Genomic DNA, 677 nt, shown 5'->3' with positions numbered 1-677 from the left:
CCCGTCGATTTTTCGGCGGGTTTTTTGTTTGGAGAAGGCTTGAGGCCGGTTTAGGCCGGAGCATGCCGAGGGGTGAGAGCGAGGGCGATTTTTTTGATGTTCTGGGCGGCGGCGGCGAGCAAGCATTGGCCGGTGACGGCAAGCAGGCCCCGGAAGCGGGCGTAGCGGTGACCGTGAAGCTGCTTGGCGTCGGCGAAGGAACGCTCGACGGTCTCTTTGCGGCGTTTGTAGATGCGTTTACCCCAGGGGGTGAGCCGATGGGCATCGGTGCGTTCGCGCGCGTCGGCCCAGACATGGCGGATGATCAGACGGGTGGCATTGCTGCTCGATGTGCAGGAGGCCAGCAACGGACAAGCCCGGCAGATCGCCGGCTCGCTCTTGTAGTGGCGGTAGCCTGTGCGGTCGGTTGTGGCATAGGCCAGCAGTTGACCTTTCGGGCAGCGGTAGCCGTCCACAGCCGCGTCGTAGTGGAATTGGCTGCTCGCCATCATGCCTGAGCGCGGCGGGGTTGGGCGGCGATAGCCGGTGACCCCGAGAATGCCGCGTTGCTCCAGGCCCTGAGCGATGCCTGAGGTAGCGTAGCCAGCATCGAGCCCGACGGCGCCGACGTCAAAGTCAAAGCGCTCTCGCTGGCGGTCAAGCCTGCCCAGATAGACGATCGAGTCGTGCACATTGGC

General features: G+C 64.3%; 1 protein-coding gene. It reads right to left on the bottom strand.

Features of this window, described 5'->3' with window-relative positions; genetic code table 11:
* Positions 1-50: 50 nt before the first annotated feature.
* A partial coding sequence (locus tag IF809_RS38685; RefSeq protein WP_462840096.1) for a transposase occupies positions 51-677 on the bottom strand: 627 nt, incomplete at its 5' end.

This window comes from Bradyrhizobium sp. UFLA06-24, assembly GCF_054967145.1.
Note: the sequence above shows the minus strand (reverse complement) of the source record. Positions and strands in the feature narration are given on the sequence as shown.